This window comes from Psychromonas ingrahamii 37, from assembly GCF_000015285.1.
Classification (GTDB): domain Bacteria; phylum Pseudomonadota; class Gammaproteobacteria; order Enterobacterales; family Psychromonadaceae; genus Psychromonas; species Psychromonas ingrahamii.
This window is the reverse complement of record NC_008709.1, coordinates 875,425-900,740: the sequence shown is the minus strand read 5'-3', so window position 1 is coordinate 900,740 and position 25,316 is coordinate 875,425. Positions and strand designations below refer to the sequence as shown.

Genomic DNA, 25,316 nt, shown 5'->3' with positions numbered 1-25,316 from the left:
ATTTAAAATGGTTATCTAATAGCATATTGAAAAAACGGTGGGATAGCATTATACGCAGCCCCTGAATGTCGTTTCCAGCGACTTGCTTCGCTCATTTATTTTGCGTAATGCAGATCCTGAACCGCAAATAAGAAATTAAGTTTTTTTTGCTTTGCCGTTGTGATTAATGCTTTTTGTTATCAATGTTTTTATTTTTTCATAATGATTTGGATTCTTATCACTCTTAGGACTTTGGGCGCTTAAAGACTCCTGTTCTCGCGCTTCTTGTAAGACCTGCTGCTGTTTTTCAGCCCATTTTGTACCAAGATGTTGAGCTGATACCGGCAATAAACTAATCAATTCAATGTCACTGCTCGGTATTGACTCTGATGCGGTATATATAAATACTTTTTCATTTTTTATGTACACAAGTGGCAGTGCAGAATCACCATAACAGGTACGGAAATTGGTAAAAGTAAAATTTTCCGTAAGATTGGTACTTTTAACCACAGCACCCTGATATATTAAACTGACTAATTTAGCGTAGGAAACTGTTTTACCAAATAAACATAACCGTTGCCGGTATGTTTCTGACAATTGGTGCCTGGGTTTTTTTACATCCCCGTTATCTAACCCATATACATTTTCTTTACCCAATAAATCTTGATACTGGAAAACCACCAGAGGATTAAGCTCTGTGTAGGGAGACAGCACTAATAATCGCCCTATGCCGGTCATATCTAAAAAATTAAGTGCATGCGCCGATGCCGGGTTGCCATAATAGACAGGAATATTCATCATGCGCGCAAGTCTGATATTATCCCAATTATTATCAGCGAGCAGCATATTGATATTCTTTGACATTAAAACGGCCGCTAACTCTCTCGAAAAACGGGAAGCGCCAAAAATAAGCAGTCCCTGTGATTTTTCTTTGTTGACGCGTAAAAATTTTGCCCAAGGCCCTGCTGTCAGACTTTGAATAACCACGGTTCCAATAATAATCAGAAAGACTAAAGGGACAATTAATTCGGCTCCTTCTACCCCTATTTTTTCCAGTTTAATAGCAAACAGGGATGATACCGCTGCTGCGACAATGCCTCGCGGCGCCATCCAACTTAAAAACCATTTATCCTGTTTAGTTAAGGATGTGCCCAGTCCGCAACACCAAACACTTAAGGGGCGGGCAATAAACAGCACCACCAATAAAAGAACAAGACCTTGCCAACCTAAACTCAGTAGCGCCTCGGAATCGACACGAGCGGCGAGTAGAATAAATAAGACCGAAATCACTAATACCGTTAATGTTTCTTTAAACTCTAGAATATCGGAAACGCCAACACCACGCATATTCGCCAATACAATCCCCATAACAGTAACGGTCAGTAAACCAGACTCTTCCTGCATGAGATTAGCGCTGACAAATACACCCAGCATAATAGTGACCACAGCGGTATTCTTTAAATAATGAGGTAACAAATTATTTCTTAGCAGGTAGCCCAAATAATAACCACTGATCAGGCCAAAACCCAAGCCTATTACTAAGGTTGTGGCCAAAGCTGAAAGTATATGTACCGCTGGATCAGAAGTGAATGAAATGTACTCAAAAACCAGAACCGCAAGCACTGCGCCAACGGGATCAATAAGGATCCCCTCCCAACGTAAAATACTGGCTAATTCTGTTTTGGGTTTGATACTACGTAGCATAGGGACTATCACCGTAGGCCCGGTGACCACCACCAGCGCACCAAACAGAATAGCCATCGACCATTGAAATTCGAGTATAATATGTGTGGCGCTGGCAATACATCCCCATGTAATAAGCGTACCGAGAGAAACGAGGTGGGTCACCATTCGCCCGTGATTTTTAAGCTCTTTAAAGTTGAGCGTTAAAGCCCCTTCAAAAAGAATAATCGCAACCCCTAAAGAGATAATAGGAAAGAGCAGTTCGCCAAATAGCTCATCAGGTTTGAGAATATTCAATCCGGGACCAATAAGTAAACCACAGATCAACAGAGGTAATATAGCTGGTAATCGAATTTTCCAACCAATCCACTGACACAATAAAGATAAAATGCCCACCAAGCCTAGCATAGCGGTAATTTTGTCAACCATAAATTTCCCCTAAAACTTTTTCAATATAAAAAGGTAACTTCCTGAGTCGACATAGAACTACATTGGTGCGCTTGTTTTTTTAAAAATCATATCTGTAAAATATAAAAAAAACATTAAAGTTATAGCTCGATCATATTTTAATAGCAAGATAACAGCGTCTTTTTAATTTTTTCCTAAGATAGTAAAATAGCGCCTGACAGTTTAGAGAAAGACACTTAATTTATTGATAGTTAATAAATTACAGAGGATATAAAAATAAACAGCAAGAGCAGATTATTTCAAATGTTGATAAAGATTTGAAATTAAGTATGAATAGCACAGCGCAGAGGGAAATAGTATCATAGAGTAATACTCGCCAGCAGATGAAGGACGAGTATCTATAAAGCAGCAGTGCCTAACAACCGCGAATGCTGTAACGCTCAGTTTAAAAATGCGGGATAAATGATTCCATTTTTTTAGCCAAATCAAAATCTTTAAAGCTTATTCCCGCAACATCATGAGTGGTTAACTGAATAACAACTTTGTTATAGATATTAAACCATTCGGGGTGATGATTTTTCTTTTCCGCATAAAGAGCACTTTGTGTCATAAATGCAAATGCCTGCATAAAGTTTTTAAACTTAAAGGTTTTACTTAATTTTTCATCCTCAATTTTCCAGGGGATAGCTAAATCACAATTCAGTTTTTCAAGCTCAATCAATAACTCACTACCACTCAATTTTTTCAAATCCATTTATTCTCTCCTTTGCAAAGCCAGATAATTTCAAGGGTGCCAGCACCCCTTCTAATATAACGCGAAAAGGCTAAAAAGCTAAAAGGTGGGAAGGCGATAAAGCTGTAAAGCGATAATGCGGGAAGGCATAGCGAACACAGCAAAAAGGTTTGCCTGTCCTCGGTTAGCGTCAATAGCCGTTATGTGCCCCGTTAAATAACTTATCGTTTTTCAAGTATTCTATTTTGATAGTGTTGGTGTGCCGACTCTGAGAGATCACAGCCACTGTATCGGCGTTCCAGATTTTGTGCCGCTACCAACGTTGCCCCTGAGCCAAAAAAAGGATCGATGACCAACTCCCCCTTAACACTGCTTTGAGCAATCAAGGTTTCCATTAGCGGTACTGGTTTTTCTGTTGGGTAACCCCGGAAAACGCGTTTGTATTCAAGGATATCTGGCGTGGCTAAATTATTTAGTTTTTTCTTACCTTTTTCAAAAAACAGAATATATTCATGACGGGCTCTGTAATGATAACCCATGCCAATACAAACCTTATCCCAGATAATTGGCTTCCAAAATTTAAAACCTACTTTTTCAGCAATCGGCTTTATTACAAACATTGTTTCTTGATCACAGAATAAATAGAAATGTGAGTTTTTCTTTAGGACTCGATATATCTCGGTTAGCAAGCTTTCAAAACGATCATTGGAGAAGATACCAAACCATTCATTGCTTGATGCTTTACTCACTTTCAGTCTTGTCGTTGTGCCAATTTTCCGATGCTTCTCCAGTGACTCATAGGGTGGGTCTGTAATTAATAAATCAACACTCTCATCTGCAAGCGTTGAAAGCCAATTTACTGCGTCATCTTTATAAACTTGCATTATACCTCGATCTCAAAGTGCCACACACACGTCCATTTTTGTAAACGTTAGAGACTACACCTTTGTTCAGATAACGGCAATCTATACAATAGCTTCGCTAAAGGCTGGAGGGCTAGAATGCTTGAAGGCTCGAAGCTCGATGCCTGAAAACTGACGACTAACGGCTGACGGCTGACGGCTGACGGCTCGAAACATTATACAGCCAGTTGAATAACAATGATTAACAGTAAAATCAAACTAATACCCTGCCAAAACATAACCGGATCACGTTCTATTAGCGGCCTGCTGCTACGGGATATAAAGGCTTTATTTGGGTGGTGCAGATCATGTACAAATTCTGATAACTCCTCATAACGTTTTAAGGGTTCAACGTTTAATGCTTTACGCAATGTGTCATCAATCCAAATTGGAAATTCGATATCATCATTAATTAAACTCTTATAAATTAAACGACGCTGTGCAGAAAGGCTTCTAACTTGTGCTATTTCAGCATGGTATGGAAAACGCCCCGATAACATTTGATAAGTAATAACGGCTAATGCGTATATGTCCGAACGTGAGCTACCGACTTCTCCTAAAAAGTATTCTGGCGCTGAGTAGCGCATAGTGCCACGTACCGCTTCTTCGTTTTTGATATCGGTTACACCGGCAATAAAAGTTGATCCAAAATCAATAATTTTAACCACGTTATTGCAGTCGATCATAATATTATTGGGTCGTAAATCTTGGTGAATCATTTCTTGTCGATGAAACGCCTGCAGTCCTTTTGCCGTTTGTTCGATAATTTTTCTAACTTGATTAATCGTCGGTTTCGGGTTATCAGTCATCCATTGTGTGAGTGTAATACCATCAATATATTCGCTCACCAAATATAAAAAATTCCGCTTGCGTGTCGGCTCTATGGCTTTAGCAACATGGGGATTATTCAGGCGCTTAGCTATCCACTCTTCCAGCATAAAGCTTTCAAGATATTGCCTATTATTACGTAATTCCGTTGAGGGCGTTTTAATCACCACGGTTTGCCCGCTTTCACTGTCGAGCGCTAAAAAAACATGGCTACGGCTACTGATATATATTTCACGCAGTATTTCATAACCATCAAACTGCATTCTGGGCGTTAATCTAGGCGGGAGTGGCAGCAGTGTAATATGCTGTTGTAATTCACTCAGTTGATAGTTTGGCAGATGTTCAATGCGCACAATTTGAATGCTGAGGTTGTCATCACTTCCTGCGGAAATGGCTTGTGTGATGATCTGTTGGGCCGCAATATCTAAGGTTTCTGAGTCGACAATACAGCTTAGTATCTGCTGGTGACTAATAAATTCATACACGCCATCGGTCGCAATAATAAATACATCACCTTTTTCAATGGTTTCACTGTGGTAATCAATTTCTAATACTGGCTCAATGCCTAAGGCGCGCGTTAAATAATTGACTTCAGCCGAAACAACCCGGCGATGATCCTTGGTTAATTGTTCTAATTGATTACCTAAAAGTCGAAAAATACGGGTATCACCCGAATGGAATAGATGAGCCGTATTAGATTTCAAAACTAGTGCGCTAAAAGTCGCCACATAGCCTTTATCTCTTTCGAAACGGTAGGGGCTGTTACGAGTTTGTGCATACAGCCAATAATTAATCGACTTAATGACTTTTTCCGCTGATGTTTTAACCGCCCAGGCATCAGAAGTACAATAATAATCATCGAGAAAACTAGCAACGGCCGTACTGCTAGCTATTTGGCTCACCTTACTTGAGCTAATGCCATCTGCCATTGCCAAAACAATACCCTTAGTGCTTAATAATGGCTCCTCGGGAATACAATGACCAATAGCGTCTTGGTTAATTTCTTTCACACCTTTATTGGTGGCTTGCCCAATACTAACGCTTAACGGTTGGCTCATTATTTACATCCTAATCTATGGGGCATTTTTTTGTGAGTATGAGGGTAAATATTGCCTATAAAATCATTCTCTTTATGTGAATAATTTTATAGCTAATATTTATAAAAAAGCGCCAAAGTGTTATTACTTTGGCGCTTTAAAGGTATTAATTAAAGGTTTCTATTAAACAAGTTTACGCGCTGGTGATGTCTTAACATGTGTATAATACAAGGGTAAAGCTACAAATAATAAGCCACCTACTAAGTTACCAAGAACAGTAGGTACTTCGTTCCATAATATGTAATCAGTCACGGTAAATTCACCGCCCATAATCATAGAGAACGGGAATAAAAACATATTTACAATTGAATGCTCAAATCCCATGTAGAAGAACAACATAACAGGCATCCACATTGCCGCCATTTTAGCACCCGCAGAAGTTGATATCATTGCACCAACAACGCCCATTGATACCATCCAGTTACATAACATACCGCGAACAAAGATAGTGAGCCAACCACCAACACCATGTTCTTGATAACCTAAGGTTCTTGATTCACCAATAGTACTCACCTTAGCGGCGATAGCACCACCGTCCGTTGAATAACCATAGGTTAAAATAAAAGACATTAAAAAGGCAGTTGTTAATGCTCCAGCAAAGTTACCAAGAAATACTAGACCCCAATTGCGCATGACACCGCCAAAGGTTACCCCAGGACGTTTATCCAATAACGCCAGTGGCGCAAGTGTAAATACACCGGTTAGTAAGTCAAATTTCATTAAATACAGCATAATAAAACCAACAGGGAAAAGAACTGCGCCTAATATAGGGCTACCTGTTTTTGTTGCCACCGTTATTGCAAAAACGGCAGCTAAACCTAAAATAGCGCCGGCCATGAATCCACGGATAAGGGTGTCTTTAGTAGACATGTATATTTTTTGTTCACCAGAATCAACCATCTTGGTAACAAATTCACTCGGTTCAATATAAGACATTTAAATTCTCACTTTTAATATTAAATTATTCAATAACATGCATTTCAATGACAAAGACAAGTGGAAAACTGCTAATTTCCACTTATTTTCAAAAAGATCTTGTGAAATAACAACTTACGATAAAGACTATCAACAATAAAAATTTACCAGGCACTATAGGGTAAAAACTTACCATTTAGGGTTAAAATGACACGGTCACCTTTAGGATTTTCTTCTTTTTGAACATCCATAGAAAAATCGATAGCACTCATAATACCGTCTCCAAATTTTTCTTGAATCACTTCTTTTAGCGTATCTCCATATACACCGACCACTTCGTATAATCGGTAAACTAAAGGATCTTGCGGGACTGATTTATCCCACTCTTTAGTTGGATATTCCATTAGTACTGATTTGGTTTCTGCTGGTAAGCCTAGAAACTCAACCAGTTTATCGGCTACCTCGGATGAACAACTATTCATGCCTAAACAGGCTGAGGTTGTCCAAACCACGGACATTCCCGCTGCGTCTGCAATCGCCTGCCAAGATAAGTCATTCTCTTTTTTGGCAGCAAAAATAAGTTCAGTTACGTCTATTTTAATCATAATAATATTCCTAATAATGGTGAATACTGAATGTGCATAAAAAAATCAATATTGTTTAGTAAGCTATTGTGCAAGCCAAGTTAATCAAACAATCAAATCATGGCGTACAATTGGCAGATAAAATCAGCATGCAATTAATAAATAATTAACATACTAGGTAATAAGCAAAAACTATGCCATGTTTTCAATTTCTTTATTATCAACGTGTTAGGTTTTTTATTTGTTTTTTTGTATGAAGATTAGCACCAGAAAGGTTAAATTATATTGTTATTGCACCAAATGGGGCACGATCAAAGCTATTGGTAGTTATGATTTTTAAATTAAGGCAACACAATAAATAGAAGTGTTTTTAGTTAAGCGGAAAAGTAATGATTAATTATTTTATAGCTAATCTTTTTCTTGAAATTCTATGTTGATAAAAACGCACGGTTGTACCAATCAATAGAGCGAAGTAATACTTGCTGACTTTTAATCAAGGTTAAAAAGCCGAGTTGATCTTGGTTTTTTGTACCTTGGATCTGAGGCTTTTTTATAAGGATTATAAAATTGAGGACACTCAACCATCAAACCAGTAAGTCAACGGCCTAGAATGGTATCCATTTCAGCTTGAGTTAGATATTGAGCCTCATAATCACCCTCTCCAATCACCGCCTCGATCCGCCTCACAAAAGCGCGCAGGTGATTTTCTGATCCGCTAAGTAATGTGTTATATGCGGTTTGTAAGGCTTTTTGAGTGGTATAGGCTAAACCGCATGGAGAGGGATATCCATTATCAATCATTACGTCTGGACACAGCGCAATATCTTTTATGTTTAGCTCTTCAATATAAGCCGCGACGTATAAGGCTTCAAGCTCGCTGATCATGCCTTGATCTATTAAAAACTGATACTGTTCAGTAAAGTACCAGCCCCATTCCGCTCCAGCAAAAACACCGATAATATCGGACAAATTATCGCTATTAGGATTTGGATCTGGCACATTAAACATCTCCAGTTTATCACGCATCATATCAGTATGAATTTGCTCTGCACCCGTCGCTATAAGCTTAAAAATTTTTTGCTGTGGATATTGCTCTGCCAAAGTTAAGTAAACATCACGTGCGAATTTTTCTTCTTCGCGCATAAAGGTCAAATGGGATACTTCTACAACATCGAGCGCGACTAATGGAGGTACAAGCACTTTTTCTGCCTCTGCTCCATAATATTTTGCAACCAAAGTATTAGCCCCCAAAAGAGCAATTAATATAAAAATAACACTGATCAATATTTTATTCATAGCGAGCCTCTGGTTAGCCTTTTTTCACACAACGATGACATTGAATGATTTATTCAATCTCGGTTTAATTATAGAATATTATCCTTTTTATGCGGAACTGGAATGCTAAAGGCTAGAGGCGGGAAGGCGGGAGGGCTTGAAAGCTGACGGCTGACGGCTAAAAGCTCGAAACTCGAAGCTCAAAGCTCAAAGACATTTAATTTTAAATTTTTGCTTTTTATTGACCTATGTTGGAGTTTTATAACACTTGCAGATGAAGTTTAATCAAAAATTGATCTAGATTAATAGTTCCCCGCATGATGCTTGTTAGCTTGCATGTCATTGATATTTTGTTTAATAAAAAAGGAATCTGATGATGAAAGCTATTCTATCTGTTGCACTTGTTTCTACCCTTTGTTCTTCTGTTGCTCTTGCTCATAATGCTGGTGACTTATTTGTTCGTGGTGGTGCTGCTATTGTTATGCCAAATGAAAGCAGTGATAAAGTGGGTGGCAATGAGTTAAAAATTGATAATAATACTCAAGCTGCGGCCACATTTACTTATATGACAACTGATAAAATAGGTATCGAGTTGCTTTTGGCGACACCCTTTACACATGATGTTTCTCTAGATGGCAATAAAGTGGCTGAAGTCTCTCAGTTACCCCCTTCTTTGATGGTGCAATACTATTTTGGTCAGCCAGATAGTCAATTTCGTCCTTATGTTGGTGCGGGTCTGAACTATACTTTTTTCTTTGAAGAAGAAGGGTATGGAGCATTATCTGGAACGGATGTTAGCGTAGATAATTCTCTGGGTGGGGCTGTTCAAGCTGGTTTGGATGTAAAACTTGATGAACATTGGTTTGCTAATGTTTCTGTTTGGTATATGGATATTAATACTGATGTTCATACCGCTGTTGGTACTATCAATACTGACATTGATCCCGTGTCTGCTATGTTGGGTCTTGGTTACACTTTTTAATTTAGCCTAATCTAAAGTGTTTTTTAAAAACCTTGGTGTTTTAATGACATCAAGGTTTTTTATTTTCTATCAGACAGAAAGGCGGAAGGCGGAAGGCTTGAAAGCTGACGGCTCGAAACTCTAACGCATTAACGCCTTAACGCCCGAAAGCTCAAAGCTCAAAGCTGACGGCTGACAGCTGACAGCTCGAAACCCTCAAGCCCCAAAGCCCTAAAGCCCCAAGCCTTAAACCCCTAAGCTTATTCACTAATAACTTTCTTCGGATCGGCAACAACAGCAACGTTTAACTCAGCCAGCACCGCCGGGTTAGCAAAACTTGGTGCATTGGTTAAAGGACAGGCAGCAGAAGCCGTTTTCGGGAAAGCAATGACGTCACGAATTGAGCTTGTGCCGGTCATTAACATCACTAAACGGTCTAAACCAAAGGCTAAACCTGCATGCGGTGGAGCACCGTATTTAAGGGCTTCTAATAAGAAACCAAATTTATCTTCAGCTTCTTCATCGCTGATCTTTAGAATGCGGAAAATAGCCGCCTGCATATCTTGTTTATGGATACGCACACTACCACCACCGAGTTCACAACCGTTTAAGACCATATCGTAGGCATTGGAGATAGCGCCAACAGGATTTGCTTCCAATTCTTCAACTGTTAAACCAATGGGCGCGGTAAAAGGATGGTGCAGCGGTGTTAATCCGCCATCATCCAGCGGTTCAAACATCGGGAAATCGATAACCCAAAGCGGTTTCCATTGATCTTTAACCAACCCTAAGTCTTGCGCGACTTTAAGACGTAATGCGCCGATAGCTTCGCTGACAATATTTGATTTGTCAGCGCCAAATAAGATGATATCACCATCTTTTGCACCCGTACGGATGAGTAACTCTGTGACAATTTCTTCATTTAAGAATTTAGCAACCGGTGATTGTACACCTTCTAAACCTTTAGCCACTTCATTGACTTTCATCCATGCAAGTCCTTTAGCACCGTAGATAGTCACAAATTTTCCATATTCATCAATATTTTTACGCGAAAGTTTTGCGCCACCCGGTACACAGATAACGGCAACACGGCTGTCCGGATCATTTGCAGGACCGGAGAAAACGTTAAATTCAACGTCTTTCATTAAATCAGCAACATCATACAGTTCAAAATCAATACGCAGATCAGGTTTATCACTGCCAAAACGGCGCAGTGCTTCGGCATAAGTCATTTTAGGAAAGTTGCCTAAATCAACATTGAGCATCTCTTTGAAAAGCTTCACTATCATCTCTTCGCTGATCTCCATCACCTGATCCGCATTCATAAAGGAGGTTTCAATATCTATTTGGGTAAATTCAGGCTGGCGGTCGGCACGTAAATCTTCATCTCGGAAACATTTAACAATTTGGTAATAACGATCCATACCGGACATCATTAATAATTGTTTAAACAGCTGTGGAGATTGCGGCAAGGCAAAGAATTTCCCTTTATGGGTTCGGCTTGGCACTAAATAATCACGCGCGCCTTCCGGTGTCGCTTTGGTCAAAATAGGCGTTTCAACGTCTAAAAAATCCTGATCATCGAGGAAACGACGCACAAAACTGCTTACTTTAGCGCGGAACTGCATCCGTTTGGCCATTTCCGGGCGACGTAAATCCAGATAACGGTAACGTAAACGCTGCTCTTCACTGTTCTGCTGGTTGCTATCAAGCGGTAATGGCTCTGAGCGGTTTAATATTTCGAGTTCAAGGCCTAGAATCTCAATCCCACCGGTGGTCATATCTTTGTTGACTTGACCTTCGGGACGCGCGCGAACTAAGCCTTTAATTTGGATACAGAATTCATTACGTACCGTAGTCGCAAGTGCCGTTGCTATGGGTGTATCTGCATCAAAAAACACTTGTACAATACCGGCACGGTCGCGCATATCTAAAAAGATTACACCGCCTAAATCGCGCTGTTTATTGATCCAACCTACTAACTGAATTTCCTGACCTAAGACGGCTTCAGTCACTTCGCCACAATACATAGTGCGCATTATCGATTCCTGTTTTAAATATCATATAAAAATAATGCGTGCATTATAGAAGAAAACAGTTAATAGCAACACAGCTAAATAAAAAAATGACCATCTGCTTTATTTTAAGTAAAATACGGCGCAACATCTCAGCATGAATCACTAACGGGTAAACTAACATGAGTAAAACGGACAATATCTACAGCAAACGGCGCGCACAGATCGACGGATTTAGTTTTGATGAGCAGGTCGTGCAGGTATTCCCGGATATGATCAAACGCTCGGTGCCCGGTTATGAAACCATTATTAACAGCATCGGTACTATCACCGAACGCTGCGCGGTTGAAAACAGTAATCTCTACGATTTGGGCTGCTCACTTGGTGCCGCAACCCTGTCGATGCGTCGCGGGCTGAATAAAGCAGGATGCCAAATCATTGCGGTGGACAACTCACAGCAAATGGTTGAACGCTGTGAGCAATACATTCATGCTTATAAATCCGATACACCTGTTCAGGTCTTATGTGATGATATTTGTAATATCCACATTGAAAATGCATCTGTTGTGATCTTGAATTTCACTCTGCAGTTTTTGACACCTGAAAAACGTTTAAACCTGCTTACCAATATCTATAACGGCTTATTACCAGGCGGGGTTTTAGTGCTGTCGGAAAAATTTGTTTTTGAGGATCCGCTTAACCACCAGCTATTAAACGATCTGCATTTAGACTTTAAACGCAGCCAGGGTTACAGTGAACTTGAAATTAGCCAGAAACGTGCCTCATTAGATAACGTTTTAATTGCCGATACCGTTGAACAACATTATTTACGTTTACGAAAAGCCGGCTTTAAGCATAACAATCTCTGGTACCAATATTTTAATTTTGGCTCAATCATCAGTATTAAATAACTCTTTAAATCGAGGGTTAACAATCAGCATTAAATAATCCTTTAAATCGGGGGTTAACAATCAGCATTAAATAACCCTTTAAATCGAGGGTTAACAATCAGCATTAAATAACTCTTTAAATCGGGGGTTAACAATCAGCATTAAATAATCCTTTAAATCGGGGGTTAACAATCAGCATTAAATAACCCTTTAAATCGAGGGTTAACAATCAGCATTAAATAACTCTTTAAATCGAGGGTTAATAATCAGCATTAAATAACCCTTTAAATCGAGGGTTAACAATCAGCATTAAATAATCCTTTAAATCGGGGGTTAACAATCAGCATTAAATAACCCTTTAAATCGGGGGTTAACAATCAGCATTAAATAACTCTTTAAATCGAGGGTTAATAATCAGCATTAAATAACCCTTTAAATCGAGGGTTAACAATCAGCATCAAATAATCCTTTAAATCGGGGGTTAACAATCAGCATTAAATAACCCTTTAAATCGGGGGTTAACAATCAGCATTAAATAACCCTTCAAAAAGGGAAGATACACATAAAATTATCACAAGGTTCGCCATGATCGACTTTACAAACTTCTACAGCAGCATCGCTAAAAACCGTTTAAGCCATTGGTTACGGACTCTGCCAATGCAGTTACATGAATGGGAAAATACCCATGTGCATGGCCAATTAGCCAGTTGGATTAGGGTCTTAAATAAGTTTCCTGATATTAAAACGAGTCATATCGAGCTTAAAGATCGTGTTGAGATAGGATCTGCCACTGAATTATCACCGGGTGAAACCAAAAAACTGGAAAATTTATTACAAAAATTTCATCCCTGGCGCAAAGGCCCCTTTGTCATTCACGGAATACATATTGATACAGAATGGCGCAGTGATTGGAAATGGGATCGGCTACTGCCGCATATTAGCCCGCTTAAATACCGTTATGTCTTAGATGTGGGTTGTGGCAGCGGTTATCATATGTGGCGTATGCGCGGTGAAGGTGCTGAATTTGTTGTTGGCATTGATCCCAGTGAGCTGTTTTTATGCCAGTTTGAAGCTGTGCGCCATTTTGCCAATAAAGAGCAAAATGTACATTTATTACCTTTAGGTATTCAGGAACTGCCTAAGTTAGGCGCTTTTGATACGGTCTTTTCAATGGGCGTTTTATATCACAGAAAATCGCCCATGGATCATATTACCCAGTTGCAGGATCAGTTGGTCGAAGGCGGCGAACTGGTACTCGAAACCCTCGTCATTGGCGGTGATGAAAATGCGGTATTAGTGCCTCAGGACAGATATGCAAAAATGCGCAATATCTGGTTTTTACCCAGCGCACAAGCGTTAAAACTATGGGTTGAAAAGTGCGGTTTTGAAAATGTGCGCATTGCCGATATTAACGATACCTTAACTGGCGAGCAGCGCAGTACTGCCTGGATGACCAATGAATCACTGGAGGATTATTTAGATCCTAATGATCCCAGCAGAACAGTAGAAGGTTACCCGGCACCAAAACGTGCCTTATTAATTGCTAAAAAAGCCATAAAAGCATTAAGTTAAACAGGTAAAATTAATAGTGATTAAGCTTTGAACTGGAGGGGTGAGGGCTGACGCAGTGATGTATGAGTGACTGTGTTAAAACCATTATTGCTAAAATAAGCCGCGCGTCCAGCAACTTTGTGCCATGCACTCCTTTGCTGTTATGATTAATACACCCAATATTTTTTAGGTTTTTTTGAATGAATAAACAAATTTTTTTAAGTCGTTTTTTATTTCATAATAGACAAAATGTTTCTGACCTGATCGCGCATAAGTCCCCTCTTAATTTAAACCAACAAGGGTTAAAAAAAGCCGCTGTTTTGTTACCTTTGATAAAGCGCCAAAATGGCTTAAACCTAATATTTACTGAACGGGCTTTACATTTACGTCACCACCCTGGACAAATTAGTTTTCCTGGCGGCCGATATGAGCCATCGGATCATTCTTTACAGCAAACAGCCCTGCGCGAAACAGAAGAAGAGATCGGTATTTTACAGCGCCAGGTAAGTCTCTTTGGTTCATTGCCTAATCTACCGACAGGAAGTGGATTTATGATTAGCCCTTTTCTCGGTTTTATCGATAATGAGCATACTATCGCAATTGAGCCGCAGGAGGTACGCAGTGTTTTTGAAGTGCCCCTTTCTTACCTCTTAGATGTCAATAATTATTATAAACAACATTTATTTACCCATAAAAAACGTCACTTCACTTATTGTATTCCATACCAAAACAGATTAATTTGGGGAGCAACAGCGCAAATTCTTAAAAACCTACAGGAGCATTTAGCCAAGTAATCCCCTTAATCTTTAATTAAAAAATAAAACTCACAAAAAATGACTCAATACGCACCAAAATTACGGCTGGCCTTTAGTGCTTATTTACAAAAAAATAAACAGATCAAGAAAATGCAAAGTAGCAAAGCCTCTGATTGAGTCATCGTAATTACTGCGAATGAAAAAAGACGTTCTTGTCCATTTCCCCTATACCTAGATGAAGGTATTAGCTTGCAGCGCAATCCTATAGTTTTCCGCAGACAGTTAGGCTCGATAGAGGGCTTTATCAGCGCGTTCCATCATACTGTCCTAGCTGTCTCCATAATGAAAAATACTTATGCCAAAAGAACAGGTAACACAGCCAAACGAAGGGAAGTTGTGCTGCTCAATTATTTCTCGGATTTTATCTGCGAGCTGTTTTGCACTTTTAAGGTCATTTTCGGGGCAAATAATTAAAAACTCTTCCTTCCCCATCGGCCTACTGTATCAACGCGCGGATATTTTTTTAAAATAGTAACTAATTCCCGGATAACTTGATCCTCCGATTAAGCTTAAGGGTATTAATTAAGCACCATTATTAGCATCCTATTTACCTACAACCATAAAAACAGTATTGACAGTATTATGCTTACTCTTCTCTTTGGATTTTTTTCTAAAAAACCCAAAAATCAAGTGCCTGTCATAGTATTTTTGGGGATGTCGTGCCATGATTTCTAACAGGAAAAGTGACTGTTCAAGACTGTAACCCCGCAGGTACAGACGCCTCAAAAATGAAAAATTAACTCATTGCAGACAGGAAGAGTATGGTGAAATTTAGAATCTTATTTACTTTGATCTTAACTCTATCAAGTTTTGGCGCACTGGCCAGCCAAGCAACAACATCTATGGTCGGTACACCCGTTGCCTGGTTTGCACTGATCATTTTTGTGCTCGCTTATTTGTTAGTGGCGAGCGAAGAGGTCCTGCACTTGCGAAAATCAAAACCCGTGTTAGTTGCCGCGGGTTTAATTTGGCTGGCCATTGGCTGGCATGCTTATGGTACCGGTGATGCTGAAACAGTGCAGCTGACCTTTCGTCATAACCTTCTGGAATATTCCGAGTTATTGCTGTTTTTATTAGTCGCTATGACCTATATCAACGCCATGGAAGAGCGTCGTTTATTTGATGCCTTGCGCAGCTGGATAGTCCATAAGCGTTTATCCTATCGCAGCTTATTCTGGCTTACCGGCCTATTGGCCTTTTTCATTTCTCCTATTGCTGATAATTTAACCACCGCATTGCTGATGTGTGCCGTGGTTATCAAAGTGGCCCCCGGAAAAAAACAGTTTATCAACCTTGCTTGTATCAACATAGTGGTGGCTTCCAATGCGGGGGGGGCATTTAGCCCCTTTGGTGATATAACCACATTGATGGTTTGGCAAAAAGGACTAGTGGCATTTGATCAGTTTTTAGTCTTATTTATCCCCTCTCTGGTCAGTTTTATACTCCCGGCATTAATCATGTCATTTTTTATTGGTAAGGGGCCCATCAGCGATATATCTGAGCGCGTTGAATTAAAACGTGGCGCAAAACGGATCATCGCACTGTTTTTATTTACTATTTCAACGGCTGTCGCAAGCTTTAGTTTATTTAGTCTTCCGCCCGTATTGGGTATGATGATGGGCTTAGGGTATTTGCAGTTTTTCGGCTATTTTTTACGTCAAACATTGGCCTCAAGTCTTGCCAAAAAAAGAGCCTGTGCTATTGCTAGTGGCGACGATCAAAGGTTGAATTATCTGGGTAATGTTGTGCCTTTTGATGTATTTAACCGTATCGCTCAAGCCGAATGGGATACACTGTTATTCTTTTATGGCGTGGTGATGTGTGTCGGAGGTCTGGGATATATAGGTTACCTTGAACTGGTCTCGAATCTTCTCTATACCCAGTGGGATCCGACTTATGCCAATATTGCCGTAGGATTATTGAGTGCGGTTATCGACAACATCCCAGTTATGTTTGCTGTCTTAACCATGCAACCGGATATGGCCTTAGGCCAGTGGTTATTGGTTACACTAACAGCCGGTATTGGTGGCAGTTTATTATCAATCGGCTCAGCAGCTGGTGTTGCACTGATGGGACATGCGCGCGGCAGTTATACCTTTGTCGGACACTTACGCTGGTCACCTGTTATTTTGCTTGGTTATGTCGCTGGCATTGCCTGCCACTTGTGGTTAAATCAACATTTTTTTTAGCTCAATCAATAAAAACTTTACGCTTTAGTATAAAAAGGCGGTCAAATTTAGCCGCCTTTTAGCTTCCTATTATTGACAGATTAAAGATTATTTACGTTTTTTTCGCCCAATTTTTCCAGTGCAAAAACCACCAGCAAACCTGAGATCATTAATAATATACAAGGTAAAAGCTGTGCAGAGTGACCCGTTATTAGCTCAAAATCAGCCGGTAGAACATTGGCTTGAGTCAGTGGTTTTTCAATACCATGTGAGTCGGTATACACAGATAAAACGGCTTTCCACGGCCACACCAAATATAAAGATCCCGCAATAAATCCAGCTAACAGCGCAATAACACGTTGATGATAATGATCCAGTAACCAGGTTAAAATCCTCACAAAACTCAACAAACCGACCACACAACCACTGCCAAATAACGCCAGAGTAGTTAGATCTAATGCTTTGATTGCGCCTAATACATGGCCATAAACACCCAGTAACAAAAGAATAAAACTGCCTGAAATTCCCGGCAGGATCATGGCGCAGATAGCAATCGCACCAGCCATAAATATATAGGCATTACTTGCCACCACCTCAGCAGGACGCAGCTGCCCAATGGCAACCGCCAAGGCAATGCCTGCCACCAACAATATGATGCCCCCAACATTCCAACCTCGCATTTGCCGTAATACAAAAATACTAGAAGCGATAATAAGACCAAAGAAAAAAGACCAAACTAATAAGGGGTGAGACGCCAACAAATAAGTAACAAGTCGGGCTAAAGAGAGGATACTAACAATAATTCCTAATCCCAGACTCAGTAAAAAATATCCGTTAATATGTAACCATGCAGCTTTAACCCCTTGATTTTTTAATATTGTAATAAATTGCAGATTAAAACGGCTGAGGCTATGTAATAACTCAGAGTAAATACCCGTAATAAATGCAATGGTTCCCCCGGAAACACCGGGTACAACATCTGCAGCCCCCATTGCCAATCCACGTAAAAAAATACCGAAAAAATGTTTCATTTACAAAACCTTAGTTTAAAAAACGACTGATAATAGAGCAATATACCCAAACTATTTTAAGACGCAGGTATCTGCATCTTAATTAGTTTGGGTATAAAATAGCCTGATATGACAGAACTTTTATCAGGCTCCGTTAATAGTAAATTTTATGAATTATGATTGCCAGATAATAATCAGATAGCTTAATGGCTTTGCTTTTAATGCATTGAGCCTTACTTGATTAAAGCAGTAAAAACTTAAAAACTGACTAATAACATTAGTCCATAATAATTAACGATAATCAGCAAGTTGTTGCTGCATTGTGTTTTTATATTCAAGCGAGGTAAAACTGCCCTTAATACTATTGCTCACTAGCCGTTTTGCTTGTGCTTTTGTCATGGCTAATGAATCCCTCAAGACAACAAAGTTTTCGGTCATATAACCGCCGAAATAGGCAGGATCATCAGAATTGACCGTCACACAAACACCCAGTTCCAACATTTGTAAAATAGTATGCTCAGACATATCAGCAAACACTTTCAACTTGGTATTGGATAACGGGCAAATCGTTAGCGGCATCTGTGCCGCAATTAAATACTCCATCAGCGCCTTATCGAAAATGGCACTGACACCATGATCAACACGTGATACTTTTAAATCATTAAGCGCAGTCCAAATATACTCAGCAGGCCCCTCCTCTCCCGCATGGGCCACGGTTAATAATCCCAGCTCCCGCGCTTTGGCAAATACTCGACTGAATTTTTCCGGCGGATGCCCTTTTTCCGAGCTGTCTAAACCAACTGCCTTAATTTTATCTAAATGGGGGATGGCCTGTTGTAATGTAATAAAGGCGTCATCTTCGCTAAGATGACGTAAAAAACACAGTATTAATTCACTGCTGATACCTAATTTTTCACGTCCATCAACTAATGCACGGTTTATCCCATCGATAATGGTTGAAAAATCAATACCGCGTGCCGTATGGGTTTGCGGATCAAAAAATGGTTCAACATGCAATACATTTTGTTGCTGACATTTCAATAAATAAGCCCAGGTTAAATCATAAAAATCCTGCTCAACGACCAAGACGTCTGCGCCTTGATAATAGATATCTAAAAAGTCCTGCAGATTATTAAATTGGTAGGCTTCTTTAATCTGCTCAACGGACGTAAAAGGGATCTTCACATTATTACGTTTTGCCAGTGTAAACATTAACTCTGGCTCTAAACTGCCCTCTAAGTGCAGGTGTAATTCAACTTTTGGTAATGCATTTAACCAATCAAAATTTATTTCTGACATACTTACGTTCACCTTCTCATTTTTATTATTATAAGCTTAACGCTTTAAGTTTTGACTCTTGTTGTAGCTTAGCTTTTATTGATAAATCATCTTCCAGCATTTTGCTTGGTGCGAAACATTCGATTGTCCCTGCGGAATAATAATTTATTGTTGTTTTTCTTGCCCGTAAGCGGTCGCACAACACTTCTAATCAGCAGCAGAAAAATAGTTTTTATTGATACCTTTCCCACTTACTTATTTGAATATAGGAAAGTGATTAATATTATCGGTTAAAATCACCAATACAGGCGTTTTTTGTCTTTCTACAAAGCGAGCAGCCTTAAATTTACCCGCACAAATCATGGGCCATCATTTGCACAATATGTTATAAAAAATCGATGGATAAGACTAAAACATACATTTATATCGAGCACTTAGTGTAAACTCAAGCGTCACGCATTTCACTTACTGTTTTTCTGATTTATAAAATATAAAATATAAAATTTACAAATTACTAAGCTGCAGGGTATAGAGCAACCAAAAGGTAACCAGATGTTTAACTTTTTCGAAAAAATAGTCCCCGCATTGAATGACGCGGAACCCAAACAACCCCCAAACACACTACTGGCTTTTTGTCTTTATTATACAAATGGTTATAAAATACCACTTGTATTGATGACAGTTTTAACCGCTTTGTTAGCCATTCTTGAGGTGCAATTATTTGGTTTTATGGGGCAGCTCGTTGACTGGTTAATCACTAAAAATCCAGAAACCTTATTAAGCGACGAAAGCGACACATTACTGGCCATGTCAATTATGGTACTGGTGATTATCCCGTTACTTATTCTGTTCCACTCATTAGTTGTGCATCAGGTTTTACTTGGTAACTACCCAATGTCTATTCGTTGGTTCGCGCATCGTTATCTGCTCAAACAAAGCATTTCATTTTACCAGGACGATTTTGCCGGTCGTATTGCCACTAAGGTAATGCAAACCGCATTGGCCGTTAGGGAAACGGTCATGAAGCTGCTCGATGTAATGGTTTATATCACAGTGTACTTTATCTCGATGGTGGTGATGCTTGCCAAAGCCGATATACGTCTGGCGATTCCAATGCTTATCTGGTTAGTTATTTATGTCATGCTGCAAACTCATTTTCTGCCTAAATTAAGAAAAATAGCCACTGAACAGGCCGATGCACGCTCTACTATGACAGGTCGTATTGTTGATAGTTATACCAATATATCAACGGTTAAGCTCTTTGCTCATACGGATGCAGAGTCCGCCTATGCAAAACAGGGGATGAAAAGCTTTTTGAATACCGTTTACCGGCAGATGCGTTTAGTCACCTGCATTAATGTCAGCGTACAAGTTTCAAATTATATTTTAGCTTTTGTTATCACTGCACTGGCGATCGGATTATGGATGCAAAGCGCCATCACTATTGGCGCTATTGCAATCGCAATCAGCTTAGCCCTGCGTTTAAATGGTATGTCGCAATGGATAATGTGGGAAATAAGTTCACTCTTTGAGAATATCGGCACTGTTACCGATGGTATGTCAACGCTTGCAAAACCCAATATTATAGAAGATAAAAAAGAGGCAAAACCTCTGGTGGTGAATCAGGGTGCAATATATTTTGATAATGTCAGTTTTCATTATGGCGAAGAAAAAGGCATTCTCACTGATCTCAATCTACAGATAAAAGCAGGCGAAAAAATTGGTTTAGTAGGCCGCTCCGGTGCTGGGAAATCTACCCTGGTCAATTTACTGCTGCGTTTTTATGATGTTGAGAAAGGCCGGATTATCATTGACGGGCAGAATATTAACGATGTTCAGCAGGAAAGTTTACGTTTTAAAATCGGCATGGTCACCCAAGATACCTCCTTATTACACCGCTCGATTCGTGAAAATATTCTTTACGGTCGTCCAGACGCGACCGAAGAAGATATGATCAATGCCACCCAACAAGCACAGGCCCATCAATTTATTTTGGGCTTAATCGATAATACCGGCAACACAGGTTATGATGCGCAAGTCGGTGAACGTGGCGTAAAACTTTCCGGTGGACAACGCCAACGTATCGCTATTGCCCGCGTTTTGCTTAAAGATGCACCCATTCTGGTTTTAGATGAGGCAACATCGGCACTGGACTCAGAAGTAGAAGCTGCAATTAATGAAAGTTTGTATAACTTGATGCAGGACAAAACAGTGATCGCTATTGCTCATCGTCTATCAACCATCGCCGCGATGGATAGGTTAATTGTCTTAGATGAAGGGAGAATAGTTGAGCAGGGTACGCATAGCGAACTTATTCAGGGTAAAGGTATTTATGCTCAGCTTTGGGCTCATCAAACGGGTGGCTTTTTAGGGATGGATTAATAATCGCATAAGCACTAAAAGTGTTTTTTCTTGCTTGCTGAGATTACCCCTGACGGTGCCAAAAGTTTTATTCACTCTGTTTTTAATGTTGAGTGAGTAGACTATTTGAAATTATATTGCTTAAAAACAACTTATTTATTATCAAACGGTTATAATAAAAGCGCAAGATATACTGTATAGGTAAGAGTAGGAAAAAATAAAGAATTAACTTACCAAAAGTACAAAAGCTTCTCACATTGTAGAGGCAATGATAAAAACTATACATAACTAAAAGGATATAACTATGTCTAAAATGAATTACATACTGCCATTGGCATTACTGGTCTCCGGTGCAGCAACTGCCGCAACCGAAGCAACTGAAAACCCTTGGTATACCGGTGCCCGCTTGGGTGGCGCTCACTATAGTGATTTTGCGGAGAACATCTGGACACCGGATAATCAAGATCAGAATGATCTTGCGGGCGGTATTTTCCTAGGTTATAACTACAAACCATGGTTGGCTGTTGAAACAGGTTACACATACCTTGGTGAAGCTCAGTTTGGAAACAATCGCTCCGTCGAACAACAAGGCATCGATCTTGTTGGTAAATTCACTTGGCAAGCAACAGATTCTCTTGATGTTTTCGCTAAGGCCGGCGGATTTTACTACTTTGCTGATGGCAAAGGTGAGTTTAACACTTCTCACGATAGAGGGCTGATTCCAACTACAGGTGCTGGTGTAGAATACTTTTTCAATAAAAACGTCTCTGCACGCCTTGAGTATCAATACTATCATGATATAGATCTTAAAGATTCAGGGGTCGATACTAGCTGGAATACGCATTTTTATGGTGTCAGTCTAGTTTATAGCTGGGGTGCACCTGCGCCAATAACAATGACAGCTATGGAACCAGCGGTTGCTGAGCCACAAAAAACAATTGACATTGAGCCACTGATCATTGAAATACCCTTTGCGTTTGATAGTGTTAAATTAGCACCTAAATATATCGACCAATTAAAACCCATTGCACAGCAGCTCATTAAATACCCGGAAGCAGAGTTAATCGTCATTGGTCATACTGATAGCACCGGCCCAGAGTCTTACAATCAACAGTTATCTGAGCGACGTGCAGCATTAGTTGCTGATTACTTAGCAACTCACTTTGCTATTGCTAAAAACCGCATCAAGGAAAGTGGTCGCGGCGAACTAGCGCCAAAAGCAAGTAATGCAACCAAAGACGGACGAGCGTTAAACCGTCGTGTATCAGTATTTACACCCGGCTTAACCGTTGTAAAATAAATATACTTACTTAAGTAGCAATTCGCATCAATAAAAAGGCTAATGTTACGCAGTAAAAATAAATGATTGTCAGGTATTTGATTGAGTAACAGCGGCTTATTACCAATCAAAGAAACGATCTTCGTTTTTATCTTAGTCGTGAAATTGATCTGATAATGATGCGGAATGCTATATAGTTTAACAAAAGTGTCCAGTGGCACTTTTGTTCTTTTCCGACATTGATAAATTATTTTGTTGTTATGATCATACAACATAATGACCCTTCTACTTTAGTACACAATGCCCGACCACTGTTGCTTTAATGTTTGCCTGTTTTTTAATTTTTGGTCAAAACCAAAAACCTTAACCTGCTCATTTTTACTCAATAATAAACTATTAAACAAAGCATCCCAAATAGCTAAGGTGGACCCAAAATTTTGATTAAAGTGCTTAATTTTAGCACTGTGATGAATTTGGTGCTGGGCTGGGCTGATAAAAAATCGCTCCCACTTGCCAAACCCCAGCCAAATATGACTATGACGTAAATTACTTCCTGCGACATCAAATAAAAAAACAAATAGATTAACCCCGAGCAGATCAAACACTGTGATCTTATTTTTAAACAGGTAAATAAAAAAAACACTGAGTAATACGTTCACTATCAGACCGCGCAGTGCATTGATAGTGAATTCAACAGGATGAATACGATATAGCGTTAAGGGTGTCATGCTTGTTGCACTATGATGTACAGCATGAAAACGCCACAGAAAGGGCATTTTATGCAGCGCTAAATGGAGCAAATATTTGGAAAAATCGTGACTTACAAACAATGCAAATGCAAAACCTAATGATAAATAACTATCATTGACATAAAACCAATGCCCTTCTCCAAAAAGCTGTTTAATTATTTGATTAAGCCATAAAATGCAACTTATCTGCATCGCCAGCATCGGCACGAGCAATAGTTTTGTCCCCCCTTGATTGACAAAAATCCACACAAGATCCACAAATGATGAGCTATTAATCCAGTGCTGCTTTTTAAAAATTAATGCACCGTAAAGCCATATAGACAAGATTAAAGCAGATAACAGATATAGCCAGTAAACCCTTTTATTGGGATCTAAGATAAAAAATAGCGGTTGCATTACCCCCTCAAACCCTTCCCACACAGCTTATTCCCCAAAAAATAAAGCACTTGCTTTTGATAATGATAATCAATACTATTCGTATTTAGGAATTGAATCAACAGGGTATTAACTTTATGTTTAAAAAAAATCTAATCATCACTCTCATACTGACCTTTTTCTGCTCAACCGCCTTTGCTGCATTTGCAGATAAAGCCGAGCATCGTAGCGCGAGTTCGACACAGGTTAGTGAATCAGAGGTTAAAGCCAACTATGTGAAAATGGCTTATGCAGCTTATGAAGACTCACTTAACAGTGCCTTATACTTACAAAATAACATAGGAAAATTGCTGGCAAGTCCAAGTGAAGGGCAATTACTACAAGCCAAAGCCGCCTATAAATTAGCCCGTATTCCCTACCAGCAAACAGAAATTATGCGTTGGGACACCGATATTACTATTACTGCAGAACTTGATAAAGATGGCGGACCGGCAAGCGTTGATCAGTGGGAAGGACAAGTGAATGCCTGGCCGCTAGACGAGCAGGCGATCGATTATGTTCAAGGGAATGCTAACGCAGGGATTATTAATAAAAAAAACGGCCCTGCTATTAACCCCGATTATTTAATTGCTCAAAATGGCATGGGAGGCGAAGCCAATGTTACAACCGGTTTTCATGCTATTGAATTTTTGCTTTGGGGACAGGATCTTAATGGTACCAACGCAGGCGCGGGTCAACGTAACGTTAATGATTTTCAGACCGATCTTAGCGGTAAATGCAGCGTCAATAACTGTGATCGTAGACGTACCTATTTACAAGCCGCCAGCCAATTATTGGTTGCGGATTTGAGAGAGATGCGTGATCAGTGGAGTGCAACGGCAAGCAGGCAACAAGGCACTCTGGCGTATAACTTTTTAGCTTCCGATGATGGGATTCGTTACATCTTATTTGCGATGAAAAGCATGGCAACCGATGAACTGGCTTCCGCACGCATGAATGAAGGATTAGACGGATTAGATCCCGAACAGGAGCATGATTGCTTTAGCGATCTCAGCCATCTTGCTATTTATTATAATTTTCAAGCTATTCGTAATGCCTTTTACGGCGGTTATCAAAATACTATGGGTCAATATGTTAGCGGTGCCAGTCTGGGTGATTATATCCACCAGCAAAGCCCGGCTATTTTTAAGCAGTTTGATGATCAATTCAATGACATTGAAAAAAACATGAAAATTGTTTTTGATGCCGGTGAGCGTATTAACAATCCAATTCGTTTTGACCAGATAATAGGTCAAGCAGAAACGGCTCCGCAACGCACCGCTGCCTTTAATGCTGTCTATCAATTGGTCGATTTACAATTCGCCTTTAATGATCTGCAGGCATTATTCTCCCTACCTGCTCTGATTATTTCCGGTGACGGTGACTAATCTGCCCGCAGACAGTTTATATAAAAATTCCAC

General features: G+C 39.7%; 20 protein-coding genes. 8 read left to right on the top strand and 12 right to left on the bottom strand.

The features are described 5' to 3' along the window. Positions 1-135 precede the first annotated feature (135 nt). From PING_RS03710 to PING_RS03680, 7 genes are all read right to left on the bottom strand, one after another. A complete protein-coding gene (locus tag PING_RS03710; protein WP_011769118.1) occupies positions 136-2,091 on the bottom strand; it encodes a cation:proton antiporter in 1,956 nt (651 codons plus the stop codon). Positions 2,092-2,515: 424 nt separating this feature from the next. Then, positions 2,516-2,824 (bottom strand): 4a-hydroxytetrahydrobiopterin dehydratase, encoded by a 309-nt coding sequence (locus tag PING_RS03705; protein WP_011769117.1) that lies wholly within the window; start codon positions 2,822-2,824, stop codon positions 2,516-2,518. Between the two features lie 200 nt (positions 2,825-3,024). Further along, entirely contained in the window at positions 3,025-3,687 is a 663-nt protein-coding gene (locus tag PING_RS03700) for a DNA-methyltransferase (RefSeq protein ID WP_011769116.1), read from the bottom strand. A gap of 194 nt (positions 3,688-3,881) precedes the next feature. Then, entirely contained in the window at positions 3,882-5,591 is a 1,710-nt protein-coding gene (locus PING_RS03695; RefSeq protein WP_011769115.1) for a bifunctional protein-serine/threonine kinase/phosphatase, read from the bottom strand. Between the two features lie 162 nt (positions 5,592-5,753). Beyond that, complete coding sequence (locus PING_RS03690) at positions 5,754-6,566, bottom strand: formate/nitrite transporter family protein (RefSeq protein WP_011769114.1); 813 nt, start codon at positions 6,564-6,566, stop codon at positions 5,754-5,756. 143 nt (positions 6,567-6,709) lie between these two features. Then, positions 6,710-7,150: a cyanase gene (cynS, locus tag PING_RS03685; RefSeq protein ID WP_011769113.1), complete on the bottom strand. Its 441-nt coding sequence runs from the start codon at positions 7,148-7,150 to the stop codon at positions 6,710-6,712. A 576-nt stretch (positions 7,151-7,726) separates the two neighbouring features. Then, the gene (locus PING_RS03680; RefSeq protein WP_011769112.1) at positions 7,727-8,425 is read right to left on the bottom strand and encodes a DUF2202 domain-containing protein; all 699 of its coding nucleotides are present in this window, start codon (positions 8,423-8,425) and stop codon (positions 7,727-7,729) included. A gap of 352 nt (positions 8,426-8,777) precedes the next feature. Between PING_RS03680 and PING_RS03675 the strand changes: the two genes are divergently transcribed. Further along, positions 8,778-9,386: an OmpW family outer membrane protein gene (locus PING_RS03675; RefSeq protein ID WP_011769111.1), complete on the top strand. Its 609-nt coding sequence runs from the start codon at positions 8,778-8,780 to the stop codon at positions 9,384-9,386. Between the two features lie 239 nt (positions 9,387-9,625). Here the strand turns inward: PING_RS03675 and aspS are convergent, their stop codons facing one another. Further along, positions 9,626-11,404 (bottom strand): aspartate--tRNA ligase, encoded by a 1,779-nt coding sequence (aspS, locus tag PING_RS03670; protein ID WP_011769110.1) that lies wholly within the window; start codon positions 11,402-11,404, stop codon positions 9,626-9,628. A gap of 158 nt (positions 11,405-11,562) precedes the next feature. On the opposite strand from aspS, the gene cmoA reads away from it, so the two are divergent. From cmoA to PING_RS03655, 3 genes are all read left to right on the top strand, one after another. Then, entirely contained in the window at positions 11,563-12,291 is a 729-nt protein-coding gene (gene cmoA / locus PING_RS03665) for a carboxy-S-adenosyl-L-methionine synthase CmoA (protein WP_011769109.1), read from the top strand. Positions 12,292-12,855: 564 nt separating this feature from the next. Continuing rightward, positions 12,856-13,842 carry a tRNA 5-methoxyuridine(34)/uridine 5-oxyacetic acid(34) synthase CmoB gene (gene cmoB, locus PING_RS03660; protein WP_011769108.1) on the top strand — a complete coding sequence of 329 codons (987 nt, stop codon included), beginning with the start codon at positions 12,856-12,858 and terminating at the stop codon, positions 13,840-13,842. Positions 13,843-14,021: 179 nt separating this feature from the next. Then, positions 14,022-14,615: a CoA pyrophosphatase gene (locus PING_RS03655; protein WP_011769107.1), complete on the top strand. Its 594-nt coding sequence runs from the start codon at positions 14,022-14,024 to the stop codon at positions 14,613-14,615. A 288-nt stretch (positions 14,616-14,903) separates the two neighbouring features. Here PING_RS03655 and PING_RS21750 read toward each other — a convergent pair whose 3' ends face one another. Then, a complete protein-coding gene (locus PING_RS21750; RefSeq protein ID WP_157035301.1) occupies positions 14,904-15,068 on the bottom strand; it encodes a diguanylate cyclase domain-containing protein in 165 nt (54 codons plus the stop codon). Positions 15,069-15,397: 329 nt separating this feature from the next. Between PING_RS21750 and nhaD the strand changes: the two genes are divergently transcribed. After that, positions 15,398-16,825 (top strand): sodium:proton antiporter NhaD, encoded by a 1,428-nt coding sequence (gene nhaD, locus PING_RS03650; protein WP_011769106.1) that lies wholly within the window; start codon positions 15,398-15,400, stop codon positions 16,823-16,825. Positions 16,826-16,905: 80 nt separating this feature from the next. Here the strand turns inward: nhaD and PING_RS03645 are convergent, their stop codons facing one another. Both PING_RS03645 and PING_RS03640 read right to left on the bottom strand, forming a co-directional pair. Further along, entirely contained in the window at positions 16,906-17,835 is a 930-nt protein-coding gene (locus PING_RS03645) for a DUF368 domain-containing protein (protein WP_011769105.1), read from the bottom strand. Between the two features lie 270 nt (positions 17,836-18,105). Then, positions 18,106-19,113 carry an adenosine deaminase gene (locus PING_RS03640; RefSeq protein ID WP_011769104.1) on the bottom strand — a complete coding sequence of 336 codons (1,008 nt, stop codon included), beginning with the start codon at positions 19,111-19,113 and terminating at the stop codon, positions 18,106-18,108. A 531-nt stretch (positions 19,114-19,644) separates the two neighbouring features. Here PING_RS03640 and PING_RS03635 point away from each other — a divergent pair. Together PING_RS03635 and PING_RS03630 are read left to right on the top strand one after the other, a co-directional pair. Next, positions 19,645-21,474, top strand: coding sequence for an ABC transporter ATP-binding protein (locus PING_RS03635; RefSeq protein ID WP_011769103.1), 1,830 nt, complete (start codon positions 19,645-19,647; stop codon positions 21,472-21,474). Between the two features lie 283 nt (positions 21,475-21,757). After that, entirely contained in the window at positions 21,758-22,753 is a 996-nt protein-coding gene (locus tag PING_RS03630) for an OmpA family protein (protein WP_011769102.1), read from the top strand. A gap of 269 nt (positions 22,754-23,022) precedes the next feature. Here PING_RS03630 and PING_RS03625 read toward each other — a convergent pair whose 3' ends face one another. Then, positions 23,023-23,901 carry a sterol desaturase family protein gene (locus PING_RS03625; RefSeq protein WP_232279399.1) on the bottom strand — a complete coding sequence of 293 codons (879 nt, stop codon included), beginning with the start codon at positions 23,899-23,901 and terminating at the stop codon, positions 23,023-23,025. Positions 23,902-23,993: 92 nt separating this feature from the next. On the opposite strand from PING_RS03625, the gene PING_RS03620 reads away from it, so the two are divergent. Beyond that, complete coding sequence (locus PING_RS03620) at positions 23,994-25,283, top strand: imelysin family protein (protein WP_011769100.1); 1,290 nt, start codon at positions 23,994-23,996, stop codon at positions 25,281-25,283. Positions 25,284-25,316: the final 33 nt, after the last annotated feature.

Bases quoted from the DNA above. Each gene is read 5' to 3' on its own strand.
- PING_RS03710 (WP_011769118.1), bottom strand. From the start codon at position 2,091: ATGGTTGACAAAATTACCGCTATGCTAGGCTTGGTGGGCATTTTATCT.
- PING_RS03705 (WP_011769117.1), bottom strand. From the start codon at position 2,824: ATGGATTTGAAAAAATTGAGTGGTAGTGAGTTATTGATTGAGCTTGAA.
- PING_RS03700 (WP_011769116.1), bottom strand. From the start codon at position 3,687: ATGCAAGTTTATAAAGATGACGCAGTAAATTGGCTTTCAACGCTTGCA.
- PING_RS03695 (WP_011769115.1), bottom strand. From the start codon at position 5,591: ATGAGCCAACCGTTAAGCGTTAGTATTGGGCAAGCCACCAATAAAGGT.
- PING_RS03690 (WP_011769114.1), bottom strand. From the start codon at position 6,566: ATGTCTTATATTGAACCGAGTGAATTTGTTACCAAGATGGTTGATTCT.
- cynS (WP_011769113.1), bottom strand. From the start codon at position 7,150: ATGATTAAAATAGACGTAACTGAACTTATTTTTGCTGCCAAAAAAGAG.
- PING_RS03680 (WP_011769112.1), bottom strand. From the start codon at position 8,425: ATGAATAAAATATTGATCAGTGTTATTTTTATATTAATTGCTCTTTTG.
- PING_RS03675 (WP_011769111.1), top strand. From the start codon at position 8,778: ATGATGAAAGCTATTCTATCTGTTGCACTTGTTTCTACCCTTTGTTCT.
- aspS (WP_011769110.1), bottom strand. From the start codon at position 11,404: ATGCGCACTATGTATTGTGGCGAAGTGACTGAAGCCGTCTTAGGTCAG.
- cmoA (WP_011769109.1), top strand. From the start codon at position 11,563: ATGAGTAAAACGGACAATATCTACAGCAAACGGCGCGCACAGATCGAC.
- cmoB (WP_011769108.1), top strand. From the start codon at position 12,856: ATGATCGACTTTACAAACTTCTACAGCAGCATCGCTAAAAACCGTTTA.
- PING_RS03655 (WP_011769107.1), top strand. From the start codon at position 14,022: ATGAATAAACAAATTTTTTTAAGTCGTTTTTTATTTCATAATAGACAA.
- PING_RS21750 (WP_157035301.1), bottom strand. From the start codon at position 15,068: ATGGGGAAGGAAGAGTTTTTAATTATTTGCCCCGAAAATGACCTTAAA.
- nhaD (WP_011769106.1), top strand. From the start codon at position 15,398: ATGGTGAAATTTAGAATCTTATTTACTTTGATCTTAACTCTATCAAGT.
- PING_RS03645 (WP_011769105.1), bottom strand. From the start codon at position 17,835: ATGAAACATTTTTTCGGTATTTTTTTACGTGGATTGGCAATGGGGGCT.
- PING_RS03640 (WP_011769104.1), bottom strand. From the start codon at position 19,113: ATGTCAGAAATAAATTTTGATTGGTTAAATGCATTACCAAAAGTTGAA.
- PING_RS03635 (WP_011769103.1), top strand. From the start codon at position 19,645: ATGTTTAACTTTTTCGAAAAAATAGTCCCCGCATTGAATGACGCGGAA.
- PING_RS03630 (WP_011769102.1), top strand. From the start codon at position 21,758: ATGTCTAAAATGAATTACATACTGCCATTGGCATTACTGGTCTCCGGT.
- PING_RS03620 (WP_011769100.1), top strand. From the start codon at position 23,994: ATGTTTAAAAAAAATCTAATCATCACTCTCATACTGACCTTTTTCTGC.